This window comes from Sinorhizobium medicae, assembly GCF_007827695.1.
GTDB classification, from domain to species: domain Bacteria; phylum Pseudomonadota; class Alphaproteobacteria; order Rhizobiales; family Rhizobiaceae; genus Sinorhizobium; species Sinorhizobium medicae.
The window spans coordinates 39,437-56,338 of record NZ_VITA01000023.1 but is presented as its reverse complement, the minus strand read 5'-3'; the positions used below and the strand labels follow the sequence as shown (position 1 = coordinate 56,338).

Annotated in this window: 12 protein-coding genes; 6 read left to right on the top strand and 6 right to left on the bottom strand. The window is 59.4% G+C overall.

What is annotated here, in order from left to right; genetic code table 11:
* Nucleotides 1-5: 5 nt before the first annotated feature.
* The 5 genes from FB009_RS27970 to FB009_RS27950 form a co-directional block, all read right to left on the bottom strand.
* A complete protein-coding gene (locus FB009_RS27970) occupies nt 6-1,994 on the bottom strand; it encodes a polysaccharide biosynthesis tyrosine autokinase (protein ID WP_018011466.1) in 1,989 nt (662 codons plus the stop codon).
* Between the two features lie 368 nt (nt 1,995-2,362).
* Complete coding sequence (locus FB009_RS27965) at nt 2,363-3,646, bottom strand: O-antigen ligase family protein (protein WP_024312229.1); 1,284 nt, start codon at nt 3,644-3,646, stop codon at nt 2,363-2,365.
* Between the two features lie 32 nt (nt 3,647-3,678).
* Nucleotides 3,679-4,920, bottom strand: a complete 1,242-nt coding sequence (locus tag FB009_RS27960; protein ID WP_024312228.1) for a glycosyltransferase family 4 protein — start codon at nt 4,918-4,920, stop codon at nt 3,679-3,681.
* A gap of 54 nt (nt 4,921-4,974) precedes the next feature.
* Entirely contained in the window at nt 4,975-5,814 is an 840-nt protein-coding gene (locus FB009_RS27955; RefSeq protein WP_012061509.1) for a sulfotransferase family protein, read from the bottom strand.
* A gap of 321 nt (nt 5,815-6,135) precedes the next feature.
* Entirely contained in the window at nt 6,136-7,494 is a 1,359-nt protein-coding gene (locus tag FB009_RS27950; RefSeq protein ID WP_012061510.1) for a lipopolysaccharide biosynthesis protein, read from the bottom strand.
* Between the two features lie 399 nt (nt 7,495-7,893).
* Here FB009_RS27950 and FB009_RS27945 point away from each other — a divergent pair, with 399 nt between their 5' ends.
* The 4 genes from FB009_RS27945 to FB009_RS27930 all read left to right on the top strand — a co-directional run bounded on the left by FB009_RS27945 (nt 7,894) and on the right by FB009_RS27930 (nt 11,883).
* Nucleotides 7,894-9,147, top strand: coding sequence for a polysaccharide biosynthesis/export family protein (locus FB009_RS27945; protein WP_012061511.1), 1,254 nt, complete (start codon nt 7,894-7,896; stop codon nt 9,145-9,147).
* Nucleotides 9,148-9,210: 63 nt separating this feature from the next.
* Complete coding sequence (locus tag FB009_RS27940; protein ID WP_012061512.1) at nt 9,211-9,891, top strand: sugar transferase; 681 nt, start codon at nt 9,211-9,213, stop codon at nt 9,889-9,891.
* A 53-nt stretch (nt 9,892-9,944) separates the two neighbouring features.
* Nucleotides 9,945-10,631: a PIG-L deacetylase family protein gene (locus FB009_RS27935; protein ID WP_012061513.1), complete on the top strand. Its 687-nt coding sequence runs from the start codon at nt 9,945-9,947 to the stop codon at nt 10,629-10,631.
* Between the two features lie 67 nt (nt 10,632-10,698).
* The gene (locus FB009_RS27930; RefSeq protein WP_012061514.1) at nt 10,699-11,883 is read left to right on the top strand and encodes a DegT/DnrJ/EryC1/StrS aminotransferase family protein; all 1,185 of its coding nucleotides are present in this window, start codon (nt 10,699-10,701) and stop codon (nt 11,881-11,883) included.
* 246 nt (nt 11,884-12,129) lie between these two features.
* On the opposite strand, the gene FB009_RS27925 is transcribed toward FB009_RS27930, so the two are convergent.
* A complete protein-coding gene (locus FB009_RS27925; protein WP_012061515.1) occupies nt 12,130-12,972 on the bottom strand; it encodes a sulfotransferase domain-containing protein in 843 nt (280 codons plus the stop codon).
* Between the two features lie 494 nt (nt 12,973-13,466).
* On the opposite strand from FB009_RS27925, the gene FB009_RS27920 reads away from it, so the two are divergent.
* A complete protein-coding gene (locus FB009_RS27920; RefSeq protein WP_024312226.1) occupies nt 13,467-14,657 on the top strand; it encodes a glycosyltransferase family 4 protein in 1,191 nt (396 codons plus the stop codon).
* Between the two features lie 128 nt (nt 14,658-14,785).
* The gene (locus tag FB009_RS27915) at nt 14,786-16,879 is read left to right on the top strand and encodes a mechanosensitive ion channel family protein (RefSeq protein ID WP_024312225.1); all 2,094 of its coding nucleotides are present in this window, start codon (nt 14,786-14,788) and stop codon (nt 16,877-16,879) included.
* Nucleotides 16,880-16,902: the final 23 nt, after the last annotated feature.

Below are 16,902 nucleotides of genomic sequence, written 5' to 3'. Positions count from 1 at the left end.
ATTGTTTAAGCGACGTTCGACGGGCGGGTGATCGAAGGTCTCGCCGAGGGAGCGGTCAAAGTGTTTACCTCCGCGTCCGGCCGTTCTTGCAGTGCCCCTTTGCCGCGATCGCGATGCCAGCGTCCAGCCGGAATGCGCTTGGACGTTATGACGAAGCCACCATAGTGGTGGCGCCGATGGATCTCGGGGTTGACCTGATTGATCACGGTGCCGATCAAATGCGCATGGTTCATCCTGAGTTGGGCAGCTGCTTCCAATAGCTGCTCTTCCGTCGTTTTCCCCCAATTGGCAAGGAGGACCACGCCGTCGACAAAGGGCGCCAGCCAAGTTGCATCGCCCGACGCGAGCACCGGGGGAGCGTGCAGCACGATGAAGTCATACCCGCTTTGCTTCAGGTCCATAATGAGTTCACAGAGCCTGTCAGAGTCCAGCGATCTGAACGGCTCCGTCATGACATGCGTCGCGTCGATGAAGCCAAAGCCGGGCAAGTTCGGGATGGACTGCACGATCTCCGTCAAAGCGGCGCGATTTCGGAGATAGCGTTCGATCAGTTCCGGCGAACGTTCCATGTTCTTCAGATAAGATATGTTGTGACGGTTGAAATCCAGGTTCACGAAGGCCGTGGGACGACCATCTGCCGCCGCGGCCGTTGCAATCCCCCAAGCCGTTGAAGCGTTGGCGACGTCGTGGAGGCAGGATGTCGTCATGACGACTCGGCGTAACTGCCTCGCATCCGAATAGCGGCAGGCCATGTAAACCGCCCGCTCTGCTTCCGCGGACGTAACGTTGCTCCAATCCGGAATACATGAGGAGCGCCTGGCGCCTGGCGCCATCAGATGCTTCGGGACTTTCGGCACATAGCCGAGATTGGGTATCCGCACGAGCTGGGTGGTGCGCTGTCCGCTTCGGACACGGGTATCGGTGGTTTCCAGCAGGAGCGCCAATACGCTGGCGAGCAGCGTGGAACCGGCGAAGGCCGCTGGAATGATGAGGCCCGGTTTGGGGAAAGAGGGTGAATTGGGAAGCTCCGCTGTCGATACGATCCGTGCGCTGGGCTTCAGGGACTCGGCCTCGAGATCGGAGAGAATACGCTGGACCTCGTCTTCGATCATGCTGCGGATGCCGGCTATCTGGGAATCCGCATCGATCATCTGAGGATGATTTTTGCCGTACTTGGCAGCAAGCTCGGCCCTGCTCTGCAGCAGACGGGCCTCTTCGTTGCGCAAGGTTATCAGGAGCGGCTGTGTCATGCTCTGCCGAAGGAAAGCCACCGCACCACCGGTATTGAGTGCGCGTTGCTTGTCCGCGACCCGCTCGTCCTGCTTGAATTCGAGCGACGCCTCGACGTACAGGCTGGCGATCGTATTCGCGATCTGCTGTGCGAGTTTCGGGTTCTGATTGGTTACGATAAGCCTCACCGCCAGGCTCTCGCCGGTCCTGCTCACCTCGAACTGAGACAGCAGCGCGGAGATTGCGTGATCCCGTTGCGTCTTTATATCAGGTATGACGCGCGCGGATGTAGAGGCCCGGCGGACGCCGATGAGGTCCTGGACATATCGCAGGAGACCTTGGTCGCTCGATTTGTCGCCGCCCGGTGCGTAAGGGTTGAAGGTTGGATCATTGACGAGCTCCAACCGGTCCACGATGCGGCCGGCGAATTTTCGCGACTGCAAGACGTCCATCTCGGTTTCCGCAGCCGATCGGTCGCGATCGATGGACGTCAAAGCCGCATCGGTTGCAAACGGACGGACATCCTTTCGCTCCAGCACCACTTCGGAGCTGGCCGTGTAGGATTTAGGGATCGAGAAAGATGCAATTGCGGACAGCAATGTGCAGACGAAAATAATCGAAGCGAGAAACCAGAACCGTCGCTTGACTATGGCCCAGAGATCGAAAAGTCCGACCGTGGCCCCGCCCTGCTGAGCGGCGAAATCGACAGTTTCTCGGTGGTGAGCGCGGGCAGATAGGCTGCCATCGGGAACGAATGTCGTCATGGAAACCTGCAAAATATCAAAAAATTTTCTGTATTCTGTTACATTAGTAAAATGTGTAGTAAGGCGCAATAAATTTAGCTTGGTGCCGCGATAAAATACTGCGGCCGCAGAAATATGTGAACTCTATCGGGCCATGGGCAAGCAGTGGCACAGATGGTTGCTCGAGACGCCCGATTAAAACAAAGGACGTTGTTAAATCTACAATACTCCGGATTTCCCAGCGCGGCCAGCTAAAATCGCGCCGTGGATGTTCTCAAGTGCTGAAAACGCCACCTTTTTCGGCGGGATTTCTAGTGCGGCCGGTCGCGCCGGAGATTGCGCACGCCCGTGTTGCCGCCGTGTTTCACGACGATACGCCAGTTGGAGGTTCAACCACGCCCAGGTGCGGTGCCCCGCAATTGTGTAAGCCCCAGTCCAAAACACAAAAGAACCGGCATGGTCCAGTATCTCGCATACATATGCGGATTGAAGAGAGCGATCACGAGGAAGACCAGGATTGTTGTAATCACCGCCGCTAAGGCACGTTTGTCTCCGCGGACCCTTAGGATCGCGAGGCTCAGCAGCACGCCGACACCGGAAAACAGCAGCCAACCGATAAGGGCGAGCAATCCGCCCTCAACCCAGAGAAGAAGGTAGAGGTTGTGAACCGGAGCGCTTTGAACACTTCTTTCACGGAACTGATCAGCGCCAAGCCCAATGATCTTGATCTGCTCTTCTGAAATTATATGGAGCGCTTCCTCCATCAGTGCTGCTCTCGAAAGGAAGGTTCCCGCTTCGGAGATGTCACCGGAGGAGAGCGCGCCCAGAACGCGCGTCTGAAAGGTCTTGGGCAGCATCTCCTTGCTGCCGAACAGTGCGGCGCCGCCAACGACGATGCTCAAGCCGAGCGCCAGGCGTAACAGCAGCCGAGGCGTCGAGACGAGGGCAATGAAGACTGAGAGGCAAAGCGCCGTCGAAAATAGCCCGCTGTTGGAACTGGTCAGGACGACCGTGACGATGATTATCGCCAGGGCGGGCATGGCAAGATAGGATTTTGCGCGTCCCGTCGACCAGAAGAACAGCAGGATCGGGAGTGTCAGGGCATTCATCGCCGCTGCGAGGTTCGGGTTGCGCAGCACTGTGGCGAGCCGCTTCCCGCCGGTGACAATGCCCTTTCCTTCTCCAGGCACATATCCGACCGTATAAAACGTGATGATACCGTGAATATCGATGAGAATGACGCTGACCAGGAATATGCCCGCGAGCCGATAGGCTTCTCTCTGATCGTCACGGATGAGAATGACCATCAAAATCATGTATGCGAAGAGATATTGCCCCATGACGATCAGCCCGCGCTGAGGGCTGCCGTTAAAGAGGCTGCCGAGCATGATGCCGAGGAAGAGCAGGATGAATGCAACGAGCCAGACGGACGTTGCACCTTCGAGAGGCCTGCTCCTGATGCGGCCGGTGATCAAGAGAAGGAAAAGGCTCAGGCAAAAGAAGAAATCGCTGAACGTGAAGAAGAGCTCGGAAAATCGCAGAGTTGCGTAAGGGGCCAGAAAAACAGCGGTATAAACGACGGCACGTTCGATCGCCGCCAGGTGAAGGTTCGTTCTGCTGGGTTGGCCACCAAAATGTAGCTGGTGTGCCGTTCTCATTCCGGTCTCTGACACGATCGCCTCACGCCGATTATCAATTGCCCCGGTCACGGGCCTGCACTTGCAGAGCGCCGCATTCCGGTTCCACCGATCAGCTTTTCGTAGACCGATGTAATTGCGTGCACGTGGCGCTCGAAACTGAAACGGGAGCGGACCTCGCTACGCGCCGTTTCCACGAGGTGGTCGCGAAGTTCGGAATTGTTGAACAGTGCCAGGCAAGCCTTGGCGAATTCATCCGGGTCGTCTGCGGGAACGAGCATTCCGGTTCTGCCATCTTCGACCACCTCCGGATTCCCACCGGAGTCGGCCGCGATAACCGGTGTGCGGAGCAACATCGCTTCGACGAGTGTTCTTCCGAGAGGTTCATTCACAGCCGTTACCAGCAGGGCATCCAGTCCGGCGATCCAGGCTTCGCCCGGATAACGGAAGCCCATGAAGTGAATGCAATCGCCTACCCCGAGTGCCTCGGCGCGGGATCTCGCCGCTTCGTCCAGCCCATTGAGCGCATCGCCGAAAAACAGGCCAGCAACTTTGGTCTCAGGCGATAGCCGCTTCAAGGCGGCTATCGCTTCAACGAAGAGGATCGGCCGTTTGCGCGCAACCAGCGTTCCGACATAGCCGAGGAGCTTGGTATCGGGCGAACATCCGATCGCGGCCAGCACGTTGTTGCGAGCTTCCACTCGATCGAACCCGTCCATTTTCATGACATCAAAGGGGCTGTGAACGACGCTGCATTTGCCCGCGGCCGAGAAAAATCCCGGCCGGGGCGAGGCGAATTTCGACACGGCAACCAGCCGGTTGGGCAGCCAGGGGGCGACATGGCGCAGACCGAACGACGTTGCGTCGCCCCGATGGTGCCAAAGGTGCTTCGACCCGGCAATTCGCGCAGCAAGACCCCAGATAAGATGCGTGCGGCCATCATTCGTGTGTACGATCGAGGCATTTCTTGCACGCAGAAACTTTACCAGCCCCGGAACCGTGCGCACGACATTGACCACTGCGGCGCCGTTGCGCGGAGCCGCCCGCTGGAGGCGGTTCAGAACGGGAGCCTCGACGAAGCCGATGCCTTCCCGGCGGAACAATTCCGCGACCGGTCCATCGGTATGGTGCAGCACGACCAATGGCACAAAGCGATCCCGGGGGAGATTTCGTATCAGACCAAGCGAGGACATGTGGCTTCCGCCAACGAGGTCCCCGATGAAGGGAAAGCACACGACCGCCTGATGGCCGCCAACGCTTACGCCGGGCGCTTCTGATTGGCGAAGATCAACTGCTGCAGACGATACCATACCGTGGTTCCCAAAAAACTGCTGAGCGCTCGACAGCCGCGGCCGCGCCGGACGTCATTTCTCGAGGCTTCTGTTTCTCAGCCAGCTTGTCAGATCGCGTCCGACAAGAGCGCCGAGTTTTTCCGTTTCAAGTGCGAAGTAATCGGTCATCCGCTCGCGCAGGTCACGGCTGAGCGGTGCGTATTGAAGCTCCCCGGCGATCAGCGAGCGCAGTTTCTTGAAGCCGGTATTCTGCCGGAATGGAGCAGCGACGGGCTTCAAGGGGCGCAGGAGCCGGCGCAGCGTCGGATTGACGACCGGTTCTGATTTGTCCTTCACCTTCTTTGCAAGCGGCTTTAGCGGGACATCGGCTTCAAGCTTGAGGAAGCCGCGGACGCGGGCGACCTGGGCGCCGGCATCGACCTTCAGGTCCTCGTACAGGAGCACCAGAAGCTGCTCCAAAGGGAAGCGGTCGAGATACGCCTGCAGCTGCTGGAAATAGAGGCCGCCATTCAGGAAGCGCCCGCCTGCCCCTTGTCGTGGATCGAGATACTGGGCGATGTCCCGCCCGACTTCGGCGCGGCGATAAAGCATGCAGTAGTCGGAATAGGCCCGGTCGACTGGGTTGCGAAGCTGCGCTATCAGGTGGGCCTGGGGCAGCTTTTCCTTTATTCTTTGTGCCGCCTCCGGCACGTCCATGTAGGAATTGGATTTCTCGCCGCGCAGCCGTCGGTGCTCCTGCGCTGCGAAGTGCTCCAGATACCATTCGTCGCCGCGGTCGTAGTAACGGCTGAAATAGTGCAGTTCGGGATCGGGCATGAATATGCCGGGATCCTGCTGCAGAGATTGCTGAAGCCACGTCGTTGCGCTTTTCGTCGCGCCGATGATCAAAAAATCGATGTCCCGCATTTGCATCTTTGGCCCTTTCGTCTACCGCCACGCAAGGCGATTACACCGAAAACAACAGGTGCGCCGCCGCCTTCCAATGGGCGTGGATCCTGGGGTCAAACACTGCTTCCGAAAATGCTGCGCGAAAGGATGTGCCGTTACGTCTCGGCTATACGAGTAAATGTATCGGTTGATGTTTCCTGGCGAAGCAGCAGAATTTGCGCGAAAAAATCCGGAAAAGCGACCTCAGGTTAAGTGATAATCTGGCAATTTGAAATGAATGAAATCTATCGAGGGAATTTCACAGAAAAACGTCGTGGAGGCAAGATGCTTCTTTGCATTTGGCGATCAAGGCCCTGGCGCCGGGGTGCGACGGTAGCTCAGCATCATCGTTGACAACCAGATCGAAGCCATGACGATATGAGCGACATTCGCTCCCATGGCGCCCATGGTCGGAATGAGAGCGAATGCAGTCGCATGAAAACCGATCGCGGCGATCGTGACGCTGCGCAATATCTCGTTCTCACGTCCCATTGCCAGAAGCGCCGACCGGATGACGGCGCCGCACAGGGTCATCGTGACGGCGATCGACTGCACGATCACGAGTGGGCCGGCGGCCGCGAACTCCGGGCCGGCGGCCCAGGAGAGGAGAGGGCCGATAAGGAGATAGAGGCCGCCGATCAGAAAGAGGCCGCAGGCGAGGAGAAGCGCCTGCATCTGTGCGACTGCCCGATGAAAGGCGCCGAGCGCCTTGGCGGCCCATGCCCGGGCAAGTTCCGGATAAAGGACGGCCTGTACCTGCACCCCGGCCTGCTGCGCGATGCGGCCGATGCGTTTAGCGATGTGATAGAGTCCGGCGGAAGTCGGATCGGCGAGATAGCCGACGAGCAGCGTGTCGAGCTCGTTGGCGCTCGAACGGATGGTGAGCGACAGGTTCGCCGAGATCGCAAACTTCCAAAGCCCCGGAAACCGGGCGGTAATGCCGCGAAGCGGGGCGCTCAGCAGGCCCGAGAGGATACCTTGCCGGCGCAGTTCGGCCAGCGCGAAAAGCACGAGAACGAGGGTGCCGATGATCTGCGCCGACATCCAGATGAGCGTGAATTCGAACAGGCCGGCGCCCGTGGCGACGCCGATGGCGCAAAGAGCCACCCTAAGGACGCTTGTGGCGACCTGGCCGTAGGCGATCGCCATGAAGCGCCCGTAAAGGCGCAAAACGGCCGTCGGCATGCCGGATACCTGGAATGGCAGCACCGTGCAGTAGAGTATGGCAAGGCTCGCTCCGTCCTCCGAGATCCCGAGCCAGGGTGAGGCCAACAGGATGAACAGGACGGCGATCAGCCATCCGGCGAGCGCCGCAGAAACATCGAGCAGCAGCCCGAATTTGAGCAAGGACTGCATTTCTTTGAAGTCATCGGCGTTATCCGAGAGCGAGTGCGCGCCGTATTTGATCAGCGGTTGCCAGGACTGGAAGCTTACGATCCTCTCGACCGCGCGCGTATAGGAGAAACACAGCGCGAGAATGCCATAGCCCGCCGGGCCGAGGGCCCTCGCCGTGAGGGCAAAGCCGATGAGGCCGATCACCGAGCTCAGAATGTTTCCGGTGAGCAGATGCGCAATGCTCTGCAGGCGCTCGAGCAGCGTTCTCTCTCGACTGAGAATTTGTCGCAAGCCGCCGATTTTCTTGAAAAGCTTTTTTCGGAACGCCACTGGAACCGCCTGTGATTTAAAAGACAATGTAATAAGCAAAGGTCATGTGCCAAGCCCACTGTCGCAAACCGCTCCCGGCGGTCGTCCACAAGGACTTCTCGTTGGCTAAATGGATATGTCAGAGGAAGAGCTGGCGAAATCATGCCGACCACTTTGCGAGGCCGCCTTGTGCACGGTGAGCCGATCTTTCCCGCCAACGCTCCTCTAAAAACGCAATAAGTTTATACAACAGTTTGAAATATTAAGCGATTTTCACCATAATACGGGGAGGCTCAAGGATCAAATTCAACAAGAAGGCCGCGATTAGTTAAAAACCTTTGACGTGATAGCGCGTGGAAGAATATAGTCGCCCAATATTTTTTGGTAGCGTTTTCTTTATTCCTTTTTGGAGGCTGTGAGATGGGGATTTCACCGGCCGTTTTCGGAACGATTTTGCCCCGCTTAATGAATGGGGCGTTCCTGCTGCTGATGGTTCTATGGGTGCTCGCCTGTGCGATGATAGGAGCAATGCCGGCTCGAGCCAGTGATTACCGGCTTAACACTGGAGATGTTCTGACCTTCGACTTCCTTGATGATACAGAGTTGCCGGTCACCGCGACCGTTTCGGGCGAAGGCGAAGCGCAATTTCCGCTCATTGGCGCCGTGGGCGTCGTCGGGCTCACGGTGCCGGAGGCGCTGGAGAGGCTTCGCGGCGAGTACCGCAAGCGCGAAATTCTCGTCGATCCGAAGATCTCTCTCGATATATCCACCTTCCGGCCGATCTTCGTTCTCGGAGAAGTCAAGACGCCGGGCTCGTTTCCCTTCTACAGCGGGTTGACGGTCGAGCAGGCCGTCGGTCTGGCGGGAGGCATGCAGGTGGTTGCGGCAAACGCCTCAGACAGGATCATCGCACGGGCGCGTTTGCGCGGGGACATCGAGGGTGCTCGCGCCGAGATCGTGCACGAAGCCATCTATGCCGCGAGGCTCGTGGCGCAATTGAAGTCCTCTGACAAAATCGACCTCGCCGACGTCCCCGAGGTCGCGCGCGACTATGTGACCAGCGTGCCGCTCGATGGTGTCGTCGAGCTCGAAGAAAAGATCCTGAAAGCCGACCTTGCGGCCAACAAGTCGCAGGCGCAGATCCTGACCGAAGGTATCGCTCAGGCCGAGGGTGGAATAGATATTCTGAACCAACTGGTTCTGCAGCAAAAGGACGTGGTGCAGAACAGCAAGGAGGATGTGGACCGTACCGCTACCTTGCGCAAGCGCGGCCTGAATACAGAGAGCGACCTGTCGCGCGCCGAGAACAATGCCTCGGCCGAACAGGCGCAGCTTCTCGAGACTTTCGCCACCCTTGCACGGTCGCGTCAGGAAATGAGTGAATTGAAGCTGCAACTGGCGAAGCTTGCGGCCGACCGGGAGAAGGATATCCTGACCCAACTCCAGGCGCGTGAGATCGCGATCAAAAAGCTGATTTCCCAACAGCACTCCGCCGAAGAACAAATTCTCCTCATGACCGCTGTGGCCGAAGACGAGTCGAAGAAGAAGCAGATTTCCTATACCTACGAGATCCGTCGAAACCCGGTTGGCGGCACGCCGGCCAGCATAAAGGCGTCGCCCTTGACTGAACTCGTTCCTGGCGACGTGCTGACGGTGGCTATTGCCGGAATGTAAGACCTTATTTCAGAACTTTTTGAAGACACGCTCTACGCCATCGTGCGCCAAGGGAATATTGAGTTGAAAACCTTTAGAGAACCTGCGGCTGTCAGCTTGGGCCTGCCTGCCTCCTTGGGATATTATCGTCTCAAGCGTCTCCTCGATTGTCTGCTTGCCGGAACCGTTTTCGTCCTGTGCCTGCCGCTGATGGCGGCAACCGCGGTCGTGGTTTGGGCAACGCTCGGCTTGCCGCTGTTTTTCTCCCAGGCGCGGGCCGGTGTGGAAATGCGCGTCTTCACCGTTGCCAAGTTCCGAACAATGACGGATGCGCGCGCCCCCGACGGTACGCTTCTGCCGGACGATATGCGGCAGACCGCGTCTACCGCGCTGTTGCGGCGGCTGCGCTTCGATGAGTTGCCGCAACTTATTGCGGTCCTTTGCGGCCATATGTCGATGGTGGGCCCGCGCCCTCTTCCCTTGGCGACGGTCGCAGGCTTCGGCGAGCTCGGCCGCATGCGCTGCCGCGTCGCTCCGGGCATGACCGGCTGGGCGCAGGTGAACGGCAACACGCGGCTTTCGGACGACGAGAAGATCGCTCTCGACCTCTGGTACGTTGCTCATGCCAATCTCTGGCTCGATGCGCGAATTCTTCTGCTGACCGTCAAGACGCTGGTAACAGGCGAAAGCGTCCACGCAGGACACCTGCAGGAGGCCAGGGAATTTCTTTCGCGTCGCCTTGGCGCAGAGCCGCCAAAGGCGTGATGCGGTGGATGGGCATGCGCCGAAGGCGCCAGGATTTTCGATGAGGAGGTTTCATGGGTAGCGGACAGGTTTCTTTCGGGCGTACTCTTGTCGTCGCACCGCATCCCGATGACGAGGTGCTGGGCGCAGGCGGTACGATCGCAAGGCTCGCGGCCGAGGGCGAAGAGGTCTTCGTCGCCGTCGTGACGGAGGGAAAGCCCCCGGCCTTCGACCCGGAGGCAACGGCCCGGATCCAGGCCGAAGCAAGGAAAGCGCATGGCGTCCTGGGCGTGAAGGAGACCATATGGCTCCGGCTGCCGGCGGCACAGCTTTCAGAAACGTCGCATGCGACCGTCAATGCCGCCTTGCTCGAGCTTGTCAGCCGGCTGTCGCCGCAAACCGTGTTGCTGCCCTTCGTCGGCGACATGCACATGGACCATCAGTTGACATTCATTTCCGCGCTGGTCGCCTGCCGGCCGCATCAGGCAGAGTTTCCGAAGCTCGTTCTCGCCTACGAGACGCTGTCGGAAACCAACTGGAACGCACCCTATCTGTCTCCGCCCTTCGTGCCGAACGTCTTCGTCGACATCAGCGATCATCTCGAGGCCAAGCTCAACGCGATGGAAATGTTTGCTTCACAGGTCCGCCAGCCGCCGCATGAGCGCTCGATCGCAACGCTCAAAGCGCTGGCGACGTTGCGCGGTGCAACCGTGATGCGGAAAGCAGCGGAAGCCTTCGTGCTGATCCGTCACGTCGTTTAGCCGATACGGCAACACACGGGGATTACTCAGCTTGTTGCGATAGAACCAATCCGAATTGGAGGGACATATGGGACGCTGGCCGGTTTACGATGAGGAGCAAATCGAGGATGTCGTGTCGATCCTTAGATCGGGCGAAGTGAATGCCTGGACGGGCCCGCACGTACGCAACTTCGAGGCTGCCTATGAGCGCTTTCTCGGCGTCAAACATGCGGTGGCGCTCGCCAACGGAACGGTTGCGCTGGACCTCGCGCTGTTTGCCCTTGGGCTCGCGTCCGGTGACGAGGTCATCGTAACGCCGCGCAGTTTCATTGCCTCGGCCTCCACGGTGCCGATGGCGGGCGGCGTCGCTATTTTCGCCGATGTCGATCCGGACAGTCAGAACATCACTGCTGAAAGCATCAGGGCGAAGCTGACACCGAAGACCAGGGGCGTCATCGTCGTGCATTTGGCCGGCTGGCCCTGCGACATGCCTGCCATCATGGCACTTGCCCGCGAGAAGGGTCTTTGGGTTATAGAGGATTGCGCTCAGGCGCACGGGGCCGAAATCGATGGCCGTCCGGTCGGCAGTTTCGGCGACATCGCGGCCTTTTCCTTTTGTCAGGACAAGATCATCACCACCGGAGGCGAGGGTGGGCTCGTGGCGATGAACGATGAGGAACTCTGGAAAAAGGCCTGGAGCCGCAAGGATCACGGCAAGTCATATGACGCCGTTTACAACAGAGAGCACCCGCCCGGTTTCCGCTGGCTGCACGAGTCAATCGGAACCAATTGGCGCATGACGTCGATCCAGGCCGTCATGGGATCGCGTCAATTGCAGCGCCTTGCGGAGTGGCGCAGCATAAGGGCGCACAATGCCGCTATTCTCGCCAGAGCGGCGGAGGAGATCGAAGCCTTGCGCACGCCCCTGCCGCCTCGGGGGACCCAGCATGCCTGGTACCGGTTCTATACCTTCCTCCGACCGGAACGCTTGCGGCCCGACTGGACCCGCGACCGGATCATCGCCGAGATGAATGGTGCCGGCGTGGCATGCTTCAGTGGCAGTTGCTCGGAAATCTACCTGGAAAAGGCCTTCACGGACGCCGGCATGGCACCGCCGCAGAGATTGCCGAATGCGCGGGAACTCGGAGAGACGAGCCTGGCCTTTCTGGTCGACCCCGCGCACGATACGGCGGCAATGGAGAAGGCCGCGCATGTCCTGCGGGAGGTGCTTGCCAGGGCGAGCATTGCCATGCCATCCCGCAAGCGTGGCTAGACTTAGACTCGATCACGTTCATGTCTTTAGGGCGGGTCGGTCTAAAGACATGGACGGTACGATTCGAATAAGTTGAGACGCGGAATGCGCGCGGAAAACCGCATACATGCACGATTCAGACTGCGGGTCACCGCAGTCTGAACGAGGCGGACAGCGAAGGGTTCTGTCGGCCGACCGGAATCGCGGAAACTGGAATGCCCCGGAGCAATCCGGGTGGAACGGTTCGGACGTGCGTGCTGTGGCGTATCAGACGTTCAGTCCGGTATGGCCGACGAGACGTTTGGCGGCCGCCGTGAGATCGACTGCGCACAGGCGTTCGACTTCTGCGACCTGTGCCTCGTCCAGATAGTCCCGGAATCCGCCGGCCTTGCCGCGGCGCATGCGAAGACTTTCCACGTCGCTTCGATCGTAGTCATGTGCCGGAATGCCTTCTACCCGTTCCCTGTCCTGCATGGCCTCGAACCGGCCGGCCGCCACCGCTGACCGCAGTGCCGTTCGATCGATCGGGCAGCCCAGGAAGCCGAGCACCGCTTCGGTTCGTGCTTCCGTATCGGCGGATAGGCCCTCATAGCTCAGGACGAAGTGCGGACGGCTGGATAAACCGGCTGCCCAGCGATTGAGATAATCGATCATAGCGGGCATGCCCTGATCCTGGTCCTTTATGAACTCGGTAATGCTTCCTGCGAAACGGTGCTTGTGCCGGGTCGCATGGAAATAAGCCGAGACGATAACATCGCGCGGGTCCCTTACCATCATGATCACCGGGCGCCGGAGGAACAGACTAGCCCTGTAGTCCAGATGGCTGACAAGGATAGTCGGGATGGTTTTTTTCGTCTCGCGGAAGCGGTAGCCTGGCATTCCCCGCACCGGGTCGAGATCGAAATTCGGCACGATCGAGAACATGTTGTGAAGATCTATCCCTTCGGGCACGCCGGAAACCGCCCCGAGATAATGGGAAAGAACGTACCGGAACCATGTGCGGCCCGATTTCGGATAGGAGATCAGGAAGCAATCGGATTTGGCGGCGTAAGTCGTGAGCCGTACTCGCTTCTCCACTCGACGCCATATCCGCCTGAGAATGCTAGCCATTGTCGTTCCCTCGAAATTGAGATCACCGGCGCGCAAATGACGCGCGGTCAAATTTAGTTTTGAAGCTTTACCGGTGCGATAAAGACTTTCAGAATGAAATCTACTCGCCGTTTCTCAACGGGATTTTTGATGCAAATAGAAAACTCTTTCCGTCGGCAGCGGTCGCGCGTTTAATGCGCTATTGATTCTTGAAAACAATTAAATAAACTTGTCGTGCGGATCGTTCCGCGGCTGGCAATTTCATGCATTCGTTTTAGCAAATTGAATATGAAATGAAAAACACGCACTCTGTCAATGACGTGCTTGCTTAGGGCGTTATGCGCACCCGTAAACATTCCTATCAGTAGTGGTAGAAATTGTGATGGTTGGCATCACGAATGGCGGAATGGAGGCACCAGATGACGTCCCTTGGGCGAAGAGAAATCGTTGCTGCAAAGGCAGCCATCATGCCTGTCGGTGCCACGCGCGGGCCCGCAGGGGAGGGATATTTCGAAATGAGTGAAAATTCGAACTCCCCGGCTGTCGTGGCTGGAAACATGTCCGGGGCCCGTGTGACGATTATCCTGCCGAGCCTTGGGGCCGGCGGCACCGAACATGTGGTAAAGCTGGTCGCCAACCATTGGGCCCAGCTCGGTTGCAAGGTGACGCTGATCACGCTCGAACTGCCTCATGCCAGACCTTACTACGAATTCGATCCGAGGATCGCGATCGAACGTCTCGGTTTGCCGCCGCAGCAAGGCGGGAAGATTCGGGCGGGCCTGCTCGTGCTCAGGAGAATCTACCGCCTGCGCTCTGCAATTCGCCACTCGCAGCCCGATTTCGTCTTGAGCTTCCTGACCCGGACCAATGTACTGACGCTTCTTGCAACGATCGGACTGCCGGTGCCTGTGGTTGTTTCCGAGCGCAATAATCCGGCGCTGCAGCCTTTCGGTGTGTTCTGGAAATGGATTCAGCGCCGTTTGTATCCGCGCGCATTCGGGCTCGTGACTATGACGAGGGGCGCTCTCGACTATTTTCCGCAGAAGATGCGTAGCCGAGGGTGGGTTATCGCCAATGCCGTCGATCTCCCCGGCGAATGGCAGAAGAGACGCGGCAACAATATCCTGACCGCCGTCGGCCGGCTGACGCGACAGAAAGGCTTCGATCTCCTGATCGAGGCCTTTGCGAGGATTGCCTGGAGGCACCCCGAATGGAAGCTCGTCATCTGGGGCGAGGGCGACGACAGGAAATCGCTCGAGGCCCTGCGGGATGCGTTGGATATGACCGACAGGGTGGAGATGCCGGGCGTGACGCAAAGGCCCGGACTGTGGGTTGAGACGGCTGACGTGTTCGTATTGTCGTCGCGCTACGAGGGATGGGGCATCGTTCTGCTCGAGGCCATGGCTGCAGGGCTTCCCGTGGTCTCCTTTGCATGCGAGTGGGGCCCCTCGGACATGGTGGAGCATGGGGAGGATGGACTTCTCGTTCCCAGCAATGACGTGGATGCTCTTGCCGAGGCGCTCTCCAGGGTCCTTGCCGACGGCGAGCTCAGAAGCCGTCTGGCTGCAAATGCAGAGGCGAGCGCCAAGAGATACTTGCCGGATCGCATACTTTCGCAATGGGACGCAGTCGCCTTATCGGCCTTGAAGCACACGGCTCGCGACCATGCCGCAGCGGCTTCGGTCGTCGGAGCCGGCTCGGCTTGAGCTCGGAAAAGCCCCGGAGTGCTGCACCGGAATAGCGTTCACGCCCCCGGCGGCATTGCAGGGTGACGCGTAGGTGTTGATATGCCACTATCGCCGCCGAGTGGACTGGCGATGAGAGGGGCTATCGCATGGGTACAGGTCTGGGGCGTGTCGTAGCAGGCTTTTTTCTCCTGCTGATCTTTGCTTGTGCGACGCCCACGATGGCTCAAGAGCCGGCGACGACGCCACCGGTCAAGGTTCAGCAACTCATGCAGTTGCTGGACGACCCCGAGGTTCGTGGATGGATCGAGACGAAAAAGACCGCTCCGGAGCAAGCCGTCAAGCCATCCCAAGGTTTCGCTGCAAACTGGATCGCCGCCATCAGGGGGCACCTTTCCGGGCTTGTGGCCGCGGCGCCGCGGGTGATGCCCGAATGGCGGGCGGCGCGGGAACGCGTGTCGGGCGACATGCAGCGCCAGGGAAGCTTGCCGGTCATCTGGGCGTTTGCGGTGGTCCTGCTGATCGGTTACGGCGCCGAGTTCCTTCTTCGCTATCTCCTGCGGCGTAGCGCCAGCCGCAACAATGCGCAAGGGACCGGAGGATTCGCGGCTTTCGTTCGCATCGCACCCCTTGTCGCTTTCGCAGTCGCTGCCGTCGCCGCTTTTGTGTTCGCCGATTGGCCGCGTAGCCTTGAGGCGGCGGTCGCGCCGCTCCTGATCGCCTGGATCGTCGCCCGCCTGCTGATTGCCATCGCTTGGGCCGTGTTGTCGCCGGCGATCGGAGGTGCCGCGGCCGCGGACGCAGCAAGGTCGCATGTGTCGCTTGCTCCGCACGTCGCCCGTTACTGGCTCAGAAGGTCCGTGCTGTTCATCTGCACCATCGCGATCCTATGGGCTATCCTCGATATGATGCGGGCGCTTGCCTTCCCCGCAGACGTCCGCGAACTCACCTCCGCGGTCCTGGGGCTTATTGTTCTTGGACTGGCTGTCGATACGGCATGGCGGCGGCCGGTTTCCGAAATGGCCCCCGCGCGCAGCGTTCTGCGCAACGCCTCGATCGTCGGTTTCCTGATCTTGCTCTGGTTTTTCTGGATCGCGGGCATGGAGGTGTTGTTCTGGCTTGGCGTCTATGTCCTCGGTCTGCCGCCATTGCTGCGCTTCGTCAGCGCCGCGACACGGACGATGCTGGATGCCGCCGCCGCGGAGGACTTCCGTGTGCTGCGCAATGTCTTGATCGAACGGGGGGCGAGGCTCGTCATCATAGCTCTCGCCGCCGTGTGGCTAGCCATGACCTTCCGCATAAGCGGCGCGCAGATGATGCAGGACGACGCCTTCAATCGCATTTTCCGCGGCGTGCTGGCGGGTATAGTGATACTGCTCGCGGCCGATCTCATCTGGCAGTTGGCCAAGGAATCCATCAACGTGCGCATCGCGCGCGCCAGCCTGACGGTGGAGGACCCGGGCGAGCTCGCACGCAACACGCGCCTGCGCACGCTGCTGCCGATTTTGCGCAATTTCCTCGCGGCCTTCATCGCAGTCGTTGCCGGTATGATGGTGCTGTCGGGTCTCGGCGTCGAGGTCGGTCCACTGATCGCCGGCGCTGGCGTTTTCGGGGTTGCCATCGGCTTCGGTTCCCAAACGCTCGTCAAGGACGTCATCAGCGGCATCTTCTACATGATGGACGATGCCTTTCGTGTAGGCGAATATATCCAGAGCGGCAGCTACAAAGGGACAGTGGAATCCTTCAGTATCCGTTCGGTCAAATTGCGGCATCACCGGGGGCCGGTGTTTACCGTGCCCTTTGGCTCGCTCGGCGCGGTGCAGAACATGAGTCGCGACTGGGTCATCGACAAGTTCCTGATCAATGTTTCCTACGATGCGGACGTTGCCAAGGTGAAGAAGGTGGTGAAAGGGGTCGGGGCCACATTGCTCGAGGACCCCGAGCTGGCGCCGATGATCATCGAAACAGTAAAGATGAAGGGTGTCGAGCAATTCGGCGATTACGGCATATCCCTGAGCTTCGCCATGAAGACCAAGCCGGGACACCAGACGCAAGTCCGCCGTCGTGCGCAGGCGATGATCAAGGACGCCTTCAAGAACAATGGCATCCAGTTCGCCTCGCCGACTGTTCAGGTCGCCGGCGACGACGCGCAATCCGGGCCTGCGGCGGCGGCCGCGACGCGTGATGCGATCGCCAAAAAGAATGCGGCCCTGGCTCAGGGTGGGGAGGAAGCGGCGGAATAGCGGCCGCGGTGATCGTTGTAATC

Bases quoted from the DNA above. Each gene is read 5' to 3' on its own strand.
- FB009_RS27925 (WP_012061515.1), bottom strand. From the start codon at position 12,972: ATGGCTAGCATTCTCAGGCGGATATGGCGTCGAGTGGAGAAGCGAGTA.
- FB009_RS27970 (WP_018011466.1), bottom strand. From the start codon at position 1,994: ATGACGACATTCGTTCCCGATGGCAGCCTATCTGCCCGCGCTCACCAC.
- FB009_RS27935 (WP_012061513.1), top strand. From the start codon at position 9,945: ATGGGTAGCGGACAGGTTTCTTTCGGGCGTACTCTTGTCGTCGCACCG.
- FB009_RS27960 (WP_024312228.1), bottom strand. From the start codon at position 4,920: ATGGTATCGTCTGCAGCAGTTGATCTTCGCCAATCAGAAGCGCCCGGC.
- FB009_RS27915 (WP_024312225.1), top strand. From the start codon at position 14,786: ATGGGTACAGGTCTGGGGCGTGTCGTAGCAGGCTTTTTTCTCCTGCTG.
- FB009_RS27955 (WP_012061509.1), bottom strand. From the start codon at position 5,814: ATGCAAATGCGGGACATCGATTTTTTGATCATCGGCGCGACGAAAAGC.
- FB009_RS27945 (WP_012061511.1), top strand. From the start codon at position 7,894: ATGGGGATTTCACCGGCCGTTTTCGGAACGATTTTGCCCCGCTTAATG.
- FB009_RS27930 (WP_012061514.1), top strand. From the start codon at position 10,699: ATGGGACGCTGGCCGGTTTACGATGAGGAGCAAATCGAGGATGTCGTG.
- FB009_RS27920 (WP_024312226.1), top strand. From the start codon at position 13,467: ATGAGTGAAAATTCGAACTCCCCGGCTGTCGTGGCTGGAAACATGTCC.